Here is a 7,052-nt window from a genome sequence, read left to right on the forward strand (position 1 = left end):
CCCTGTCGGCCGTGGAAGTTTCTTACTCCCGCCCCGCCATGAAAGGCCGCACCACCATGGGCGACCTCGTTCCCTGGAACAAAATCTGGCGCATGGGAGCCAACTCCGCTACCCGGATCAAATTTGGTGAAGACGTGAAGCTCAACGGCAAAGCCGTACCCGCGGGCGAATACGTGATTTATGGCATCCCCTCCCGCAACGGTTGGGAAATCATCATCAACAAAGGCCTGAAAAACTGGGGTATCGACGGTTACAAACAGGAAGAAGACGTGGCCCGCTTCAACGTGGAAGCACAGGAGCTGCCCTTCCCCATCGAATCGTTCATGATCACGTTCGAGAACATCCGTCCGAACGCCATGACCATGATGATCCTCTGGGAGAAATTCCTCCTGCCCATCGAAATCACCGCTGAAATCGACGGCAAGATCATGGCATCCATCGAAGAAGGCATGAAAGGCGACAAAAAGCCCTACTTCCAGGCCGCGATGTACTACATGGAGTCTGACCGCGACATCAACCAGGCCATCAAATGGATGGACCAGGCCCTCGCTGAGCCCGCCAACGCCAAGGCCTTCTGGATGTACTACCAGAAAGCCCGCATGCAGGCCAAAGCTGGTGACAAAGCCGGCGCCAAAGCCACTGCCGCCAAATCCACCGAGCTGGCGAAAGCAGCCAATAACGCCGATTACGTAGCGCTGAACGAAAAGCTGATCGCTACGCTGTAAGGCTTCAAGATTGTTACAGTCATGAAAAAGCGGATGGTCCGGAAGGGCCATCCGCTTTTCTGTTATCAGGACGCCGGATTAGGCGGATTTGATTGTTTTTGAAGGAAGGAAAGGTTGCAGCATGGCGGCGAACGCCATCACCAATACGCACCCGATCACGTTCAGCCAGAGGAAGGAAACGATGTTCGAAATGTAGATGGCGATTACGGCTACTTCCGCCAGCAATGCTCCCCAGAATACCGCGTTGCCCCGGATCTTCTTCATCCCGAACGCCACCACGAATATCCCCAGGATGGTGCCGTAGAACAGCGATCCCAGGATGTTGACGGCTTCGATGAGGCTGCCGAGGTTGGAGGCGAACAGCGCCACGGCGATGGAGAACACGCCCCACACGAGGGTCCAGAGCTTGGAGGCGCGCAGGTAGTCTTCGTCGCTGGCCTGCGGTTTGTACATCCGCTTGTAGAAATCCACCATGGTAGTGGACGCGAGCGAATTGAGCGCCGCCGCGATGCTGCCCCACGAAGCGAGGAAGATAATGGCGATCAGCAGGCCCACGAGCCCCTTCGGCAGGTTGTTCACCACGAAATGCAGGAAGATGTAATTGGTATCGTTGGTATCCGCTGCGGGATTCGCCTTTTTAATGATGTCTTTGGCTTCGTCGCGCAGCTGGAGCGCCGCGGATTCGGATACCTTCAGCCCCGCCTGCGCATCGCGGATAGCCGGTTCGTTTTTAGCGTCGAGCGCGGTTACCAGCGCTTTCACCTGGAGCTGCCTGACGCCGTCGAGTGAGTCGTAGCGTTGCTCCAGGGCCTGCATCTGCGGCGCGTATTCCGTGGTATGCACCTGCCGGATCAGGCCTTCATTGAAACTGATGGGCGCCTTGAAATAGAGGTAAAACACGAATACCAGCGCACCGATCAGCATGATGAGAAACTGCATGGGTACTTTCACCAGGCCGTTCATCAGCAGGCTCATCCGGCTTTCGGTGAGGTCGCGGGCGGTGAGGTAACGCCCCACCTGGCTCTGGTCCGTCCCGAAGTACGATAGCGCCAGAAAGAAGCCCCCGATCACCCCGCTCCAGATATTGTAGCGGTCTTTTACGTCGAAATCCGTCACAATTACATTCAGCTTGCCCATCTTCCCCGAAACATGCAACGCATCGGAGAAACCGATATCGGCCGGCAGGAGTTTCACGACCATATACCCCGCCAGGAACATCCCCGCGAAAATGATCCCCAGCTGCAGCGACTGCGTGTACGACACGGCCTTTGTTCCGCCGTACATGGTGTAAATGATGAGCAGCCCGCCCATGAAGATGTTCGTGTAGTAAATGTTCCATCCCAGCAGGGAGGATAAAATAATGCTCGGCGCGTAGATGGAAATCCCCGTCGACAAGGCCCGCTGCAGCAAAAACAGGAATGATGTGAGCGTGCGCGTCTTGAGATCGAACCGGTTTTCGAGGTATTCGTAGGCGGTGTAGACTTTCAGTTTATGATAGATGGGCACGAACACCACGCTGATCACCACCATGGCCAGGGGCAATCCGAAGTAGTATTGCACGAACCGCATCCCGTCAGTGTACGCCTGCCCGGGGGCGCTCAGGAACGTGATGGCGCTGGCCTGCGTGCCCATGATCGACAGGAGTACGATATACCAGGGCACGGAACGGTTTCCGAGGAAGTAACTGTCGAGGTTTTGCTGGCCGCGGCTTTTCCATACGCCGTACAGGATGATGGCGGAAAGGGTGATCGCGAGCACAGCCCAGTCGGCATAACTCATGAATAGTGTTTGGTGAACAGGTAAAAGAAAACGATCAGCGCTGCGAGCCACCCGATCACCAGGAGGTACCAGGAGCGCCAGCGGCCGAACAGCGGTGCTTTTTCATGTTGGTGATCTTCCATCATCAATTGCGTTTAGACAGTAATCCGCCCCCGATCACGCCCAGCGCCAGCCCTATCAGCAGGCCGATGTGGACCCTCTTGATGAGGAATCCGATTACCAGCCCGATAATGATGCATAACCCTGCGGAAATCGTAACGCGGTCTTTTCTCATACTCATATATCAATCCTGTTTAGCGATCAGGTTCACAAATAAACGGTAGGCACCCGGAACGCCCGCCGGCAGCTGCCGGAAAAACGAAAGCCCGGTGTAGACGTATTTCCCTTTCCCGTAACGGGCCACCAGCGTGGATCCGGAGAGATCTTTCTCGCCGGGGTCCTTCATGGAGAAGGGTTGTACGTACTGCGCGTCGGCGAAGTATAATCCCCGCTCCTGCACCCATCCGTTGAAATCGGCGGTGGTCAGGGCATTGGGATAAGTCATCACCTTATCCTGCGGCGTACGGAAAGTGACGGCAGCAGTTTCGTCAGTCACGCGGTCGCGGGAGAGCGTGAAGGGGAAAGGACCGAGCTGCTGGCTCACGAGGCCGCCGTTGGTGTTGTATTGAACGAGGAGCGTTCCGCCGTTCTTCACGTATTCCAGCAGGCGGGGCTGCCAGTAACGGAGGCGCTGCTGTGTATTATAGGCGCGCACGCCGGTGATGATGGCGTCGTAGGACGAGAGGTCGCCCTGCATGATTTCTTTTTCGCCGAGGATGGTCACATTGTAACCCACTTGCCGGAGGCTTTCCGCCACTTTATCGCCCGCGCCCGGGATGTACCCGATGTTGCGGCCGTTGTATTGCAGGTTCAGCGTCACCAGCCGCGCTTCCGCGGGCGGGAACAGCGTGATGGCGGGAATATGGTCGTAGGCGATGACGGTCATGCTGTTCGTGTATTCCTTCCCGTTGAATTCCACGGCTACGCTCATGGTATCTGTGAGCTGGCGGCCGTTGACTTTCAGGGGTTTCACATTAAACACCACTTCCGTTTCGTCGCCTTTCTCTTTTAATTCAAATGCAATGGCGGGTTGATCGGCGGTGAAGCCCTGCGGGAGGCGCAGCTTCACTTTCCCGCTTACGCCCGGCTGCATGGCGCGGATCTTCACGGGCACCGCCTGCGGCTCGGCCTGGGTGTAGATGTAGACCTGGTTCTGGAGATAGGCGACTACCGGCGGCGCGATCACAAGCGGGCTGTACACCTCCCCTTTCACCGGGTCCGTGAATTTGTAGATGAAGGGCCGTTGCAGGGGGATCGTCTGGTCACCAAAGCGCAGGAAGAATGTGGCCGTCAGCGAAGGGACGTTCTCCGGGAAACCGACCATATTGTTGTCGCGGATGACGTAAGCGCCCGGCGGATGGGGATCTTGCAGCCAATAAGGCTGCGAGCCGGGCGTTTCGGATGGGATATTGAAATCGGCGGGGATGGTATTGAACTCGTTGAAGGCGAGTTCCCTGGCCAGCGAAGTATTTTCGGTGCCGTTGTACGTCACTTTTTCGAGGCGTACGGGAACGTTGCTGCGGTTGATGATCTGTAGCTGGCTTTTCATCGGGCCTCCGGGCACCACTTCGGCGGCGGAGGAGAAAGCTTCGGCCCAGAGGCCGGAACAGGCGATGATGAGTTTTTCCGTTTCTTTCAGCTTCTGCGTTTTCCAGTAGCTGTCGGGCAGCGCGAGCAGGTTTTTGCGGACGGCCAGCAGCGCGGGTACGCTGGCGGAAGGTGTTTCTGCCCTGTAAGCCTTGATCACATCCCCGATCTGCTGCGCCACGGCGTTGCTGCCGGGCACCCGGTTCCAGGTGGTATTGATGCCGTCCATGAGATCTTTGGCGGGCGCCTCGCCCAGGATCGTCTGGAAATATTCCGTTGCGTTACCGCGGCCGGAAGCCACACCGAAGCCCTGGCTCTTGTGCTGGCTGCGGCTCTCTGCGGCGATTTCGCCGTAACCCTTGCCCAGGAGCGCGTTGTATGCACCCACCTGCATCTTGAACTGGTCTTCGGAAATGGTATTGTTGCTGCCGAAATTAAACGTGTTCCACAGCAGCCTTTTCGCCTGCCATACTTCCACGGATTTCAGCTGTTCGGGATATTGCTTCGGATCGGCCGCCGCTTTAAAGGCTTCCGCGGCCAGCATGGCAGAGGCGGTGTGGTGGCCGTGCCCTGCCCGGCTGTCTGCCGGGAAGCGGCAAATGATCACATCGGGCCGGAATTTTCGGATCACCCACACCACGTCGCCCAGCACTTTCTTGCGGTCCCAGATGGTGAAAGTTTCTTCCGGGTTCTTGGAGAAACCGAAGTCGTTGGCGCGGGTGAAGAATTGCTCCGCCCCGTCGATCCGGCGGGCGGCCATGAGCTCCTGTGTGCGGATGAGCCCCAGCAATTCGGCCTGTTCGTTGCCGATGAGGTTCTGCCCGCCATCGCCGCGGGTAAGCGACAGGTAGCCGGTGCGGTATTTGCCTTCGCGGGCCAGGAAACCCAGCAGCCGCGTGTTTTCGTCGTCAGGGTGCGCGGCTACGTACAGGACGCTGCCGAGCGTGTTCAGTTTCTGCAGCTGCAGCTGGATATCGGCCGCATGCATCGCCGGAGACGTCTGCGCCCTGGTGCCGGAAACGCACAGCAGAAAGGCGGCAGCCAACCCCGTAAGGGTTCGGATGTTCAACATGAAATAGTTACCTGTTTTTTGGTCAGTCGTCAAAAATAGGGATTATATGTTGCAACGTGTTGCCGTTGGTGGATTAAATCCCGGTAAAATATCACCGGTGGAAAATCTGTAAAGGCTTATTTACCAGTATTTTGCTTCATTAAGTATGCCTGCAGCGGCCATCCGATCTGGCTGTCGGCCGCCAGGTTCGACAATACGATCACCGCTTTCTTCCCCTCCGCTTCGATACTGATATGCGAATTATATCCGCCGGTTTGCCCGCCGTGATTCAGCACGGTATGGCCATTACCCACGATAATATGCCACCCCAGCCCCATTCTCGCCGATTTGTCCTTGAATGTTTCCTGTTGGCTGAGGCGGATGGCATCGCCCAGGGCGCCGGATGGGAGATTGATATTAGCCCTGGCATATTTGAGCATATCGTTCAGTGTGGATTGGATGCCGCCGGCGCCGGTCAGGGCCGACATCACCCAGGGTTGCTCCGTTTTGCGGCCGAAGTTGTAGCCCTGCGCCATTTTCCGCGTCACTTCCGGGGATTCCGTGACATGGGTATCGTTCATCCGGAGCGGCCGCAGGATCGTCTTTTTCAGCAATGCCGGATAAGTGGTCCCGGCATTTCGCGCGAGCAGTTCGCCCAGCAGGCCGGCGCCTATGTTGGAATATGCGTATTTCTCACCGGGCGCTTCCGTTGGAACGTAGTGGTTCAAAAAATGGTAAAGCTGCGCGTCCCCGAAATGCGCATACGGCTGCACAACGGTAAAGCCTGGATATTTCGCAACCGGTTCCCACCGGGGAATAGCGGATGTATGATTGCTCAGCATCGCCATCGTCACGGGCTTGCCTTCGAACCAATTCAGTTTTACGGAATCGGGTACATAACTGGAAATGGGATCGCCGGCTTTCACACGCCCGCTGCCGATCTGCGCCGCCAATAAAATGCCGGTGAAAGTCTTCGTCAGCGAACCGATCTGGAACAGGGTATTTGCGTCCGGGAGCTGGTGGTTACCGAGCACCGTCTCGCCATAAGCATAAGTATAGGTTTTATCGCCGTCGATCACGCCCACCACCAGTCCCACGCATCTGTTGCGGGAAAATGCGGCGCGGACGAGCGAATCCACTTTCCGGTCGAGCGGTGTTTTCATGGCGTTGTCCGATTGCTGGGCGGATACCGTCAACACCGGAAGTATCAGTAAAGAAATAAGTAAGGAACGGAACATGTATGGGAATCTATTTTTTAAACATGAAGTACACGGCACCGAGGAGCAGCGAGAAGGAAATGAGGTAGTTCCAGCGGAGGGGTTCCTTCAGAAACAATACCGCAAACACACAGAAAACCGTCAGCGTAATCACTTCCTGCACCATTTTCAGCTGAAACCCGTTGAAGCCGTCGAGGTAGCCGAGGCGGTTGGCCGGCACCATAAAACAGTATTCGAAAAAAGCGATCCCCCAGCTCACGAGCACCACTTTCCACAGCGGTACGTTCGTGTTCTTGAGGTGGCCGTACCAGGCGAATGTCATGAAGACATTAGAGATCAGCAGCAGGATGATTGTACGCATGCTCTAAATTACTGTTTTGGGCATAAAAAAGCTCCCGGGGCGCCGGGAGCTTCGAAGTATATTTCGTGTGATGGATCAATTCTCTTTTCGGGCGAGCAGGTACAGCACCGCCATGCGCGTTGCCACGCCGTTTTCCACCTGGTCGAGGATAATGCTCTGGCCGGAGTCGGCCACGTCGGAGCTCAGTTCCACGCCGCGGTTGATGGGCCCCGGGTGCATGATAACGATCTCCT

At 56.6% G+C, this 7,052-nt stretch carries 7 protein-coding genes and 1 pseudogene; 1 reads left to right on the forward strand and 7 read right to left on the reverse strand.

The window, feature by feature from the left end; all coding sequences use genetic code 11:
* On the forward strand, positions 1-725 hold a 725-nt coding region (locus Q0510_RS12400), incomplete at its 5' end, for a DUF2911 domain-containing protein (protein WP_298711950.1).
* Between the two features lie 78 nt (positions 726-803).
* On the opposite strand, the gene Q0510_RS12405 is transcribed toward Q0510_RS12400, so the two are convergent.
* The 7 genes and pseudogenes from Q0510_RS12405 to Q0510_RS12435 all read right to left on the reverse strand — a co-directional run.
* Positions 804-2,504: a sodium:solute symporter gene (locus Q0510_RS12405; RefSeq protein ID WP_298711954.1), complete on the reverse strand. Its 1,701-nt coding sequence runs from the start codon at positions 2,502-2,504 to the stop codon at positions 804-806.
* Positions 2,501-2,629, reverse strand: coding sequence for a hypothetical protein (locus tag Q0510_RS12410; protein ID WP_298711957.1), 129 nt, complete (start codon positions 2,627-2,629; stop codon positions 2,501-2,503). Before Q0510_RS12410 ends, Q0510_RS12405 begins: the two co-directional genes overlap by 4 nt.
* On the reverse strand, positions 2,629-2,784 hold the full coding sequence (locus Q0510_RS12415; RefSeq protein ID WP_298711960.1) for a hypothetical protein: 156 nt from the start codon (positions 2,782-2,784) through the stop codon (positions 2,629-2,631). The genes Q0510_RS12410 and Q0510_RS12415 overlap by 1 nt, the downstream gene beginning before the upstream one ends.
* 3 nt (positions 2,785-2,787) lie before the next feature.
* The gene (locus Q0510_RS12420) at positions 2,788-5,262 is read right to left on the reverse strand and encodes a PIG-L family deacetylase (RefSeq protein ID WP_298711963.1); all 2,475 of its coding nucleotides are present in this window, start codon (positions 5,260-5,262) and stop codon (positions 2,788-2,790) included.
* Between the two features lie 116 nt (positions 5,263-5,378).
* Entirely contained in the window at positions 5,379-6,479 is a 1,101-nt protein-coding gene (locus Q0510_RS12425; protein ID WP_298711966.1) for a serine hydrolase, read from the reverse strand.
* A 10-nt stretch (positions 6,480-6,489) separates the two neighbouring features.
* Entirely contained in the window at positions 6,490-6,819 is a 330-nt protein-coding gene (locus Q0510_RS12430; protein ID WP_298711968.1) for a DMT family protein, read from the reverse strand.
* 75 nt (positions 6,820-6,894) lie between these two features.
* Positions 6,895-7,052 (reverse strand): annotated as a pseudogene (locus Q0510_RS12435) (aspartate carbamoyltransferase); the annotation flags it as partial.

It is taken from the genome of uncultured Chitinophaga sp. (genome assembly GCF_937874145.1).
GTDB lineage: Bacteria > Bacteroidota > Bacteroidia > Chitinophagales > Chitinophagaceae > Chitinophaga.

What these genes read in the sequence shown, in the direction of transcription:
- Q0510_RS12410 (WP_298711957.1), bottom strand. Translation starts at nt 2,629, where the DNA reads ATGATGGAAGATCACCAACATGAAAAAGCACCGCTGTTCGGCCGCTGG.
- Q0510_RS12415 (WP_298711960.1), bottom strand. Translation starts at nt 2,784, where the DNA reads ATGAGTATGAGAAAAGACCGCGTTACGATTTCCGCAGGGTTATGCATC.
- Q0510_RS12405 (WP_298711954.1), bottom strand. Translation starts at nt 2,504, where the DNA reads ATGAGTTATGCCGACTGGGCTGTGCTCGCGATCACCCTTTCCGCCATC.
- Q0510_RS12430 (WP_298711968.1), bottom strand. Translation starts at nt 6,819, where the DNA reads ATGCGTACAATCATCCTGCTGCTGATCTCTAATGTCTTCATGACATTC.
- Q0510_RS12425 (WP_298711966.1), bottom strand. Translation starts at nt 6,479, where the DNA reads ATGTTCCGTTCCTTACTTATTTCTTTACTGATACTTCCGGTGTTGACG.
- Q0510_RS12420 (WP_298711963.1), bottom strand. Translation starts at nt 5,262, where the DNA reads ATGTTGAACATCCGAACCCTTACGGGGTTGGCTGCCGCCTTTCTGCTG.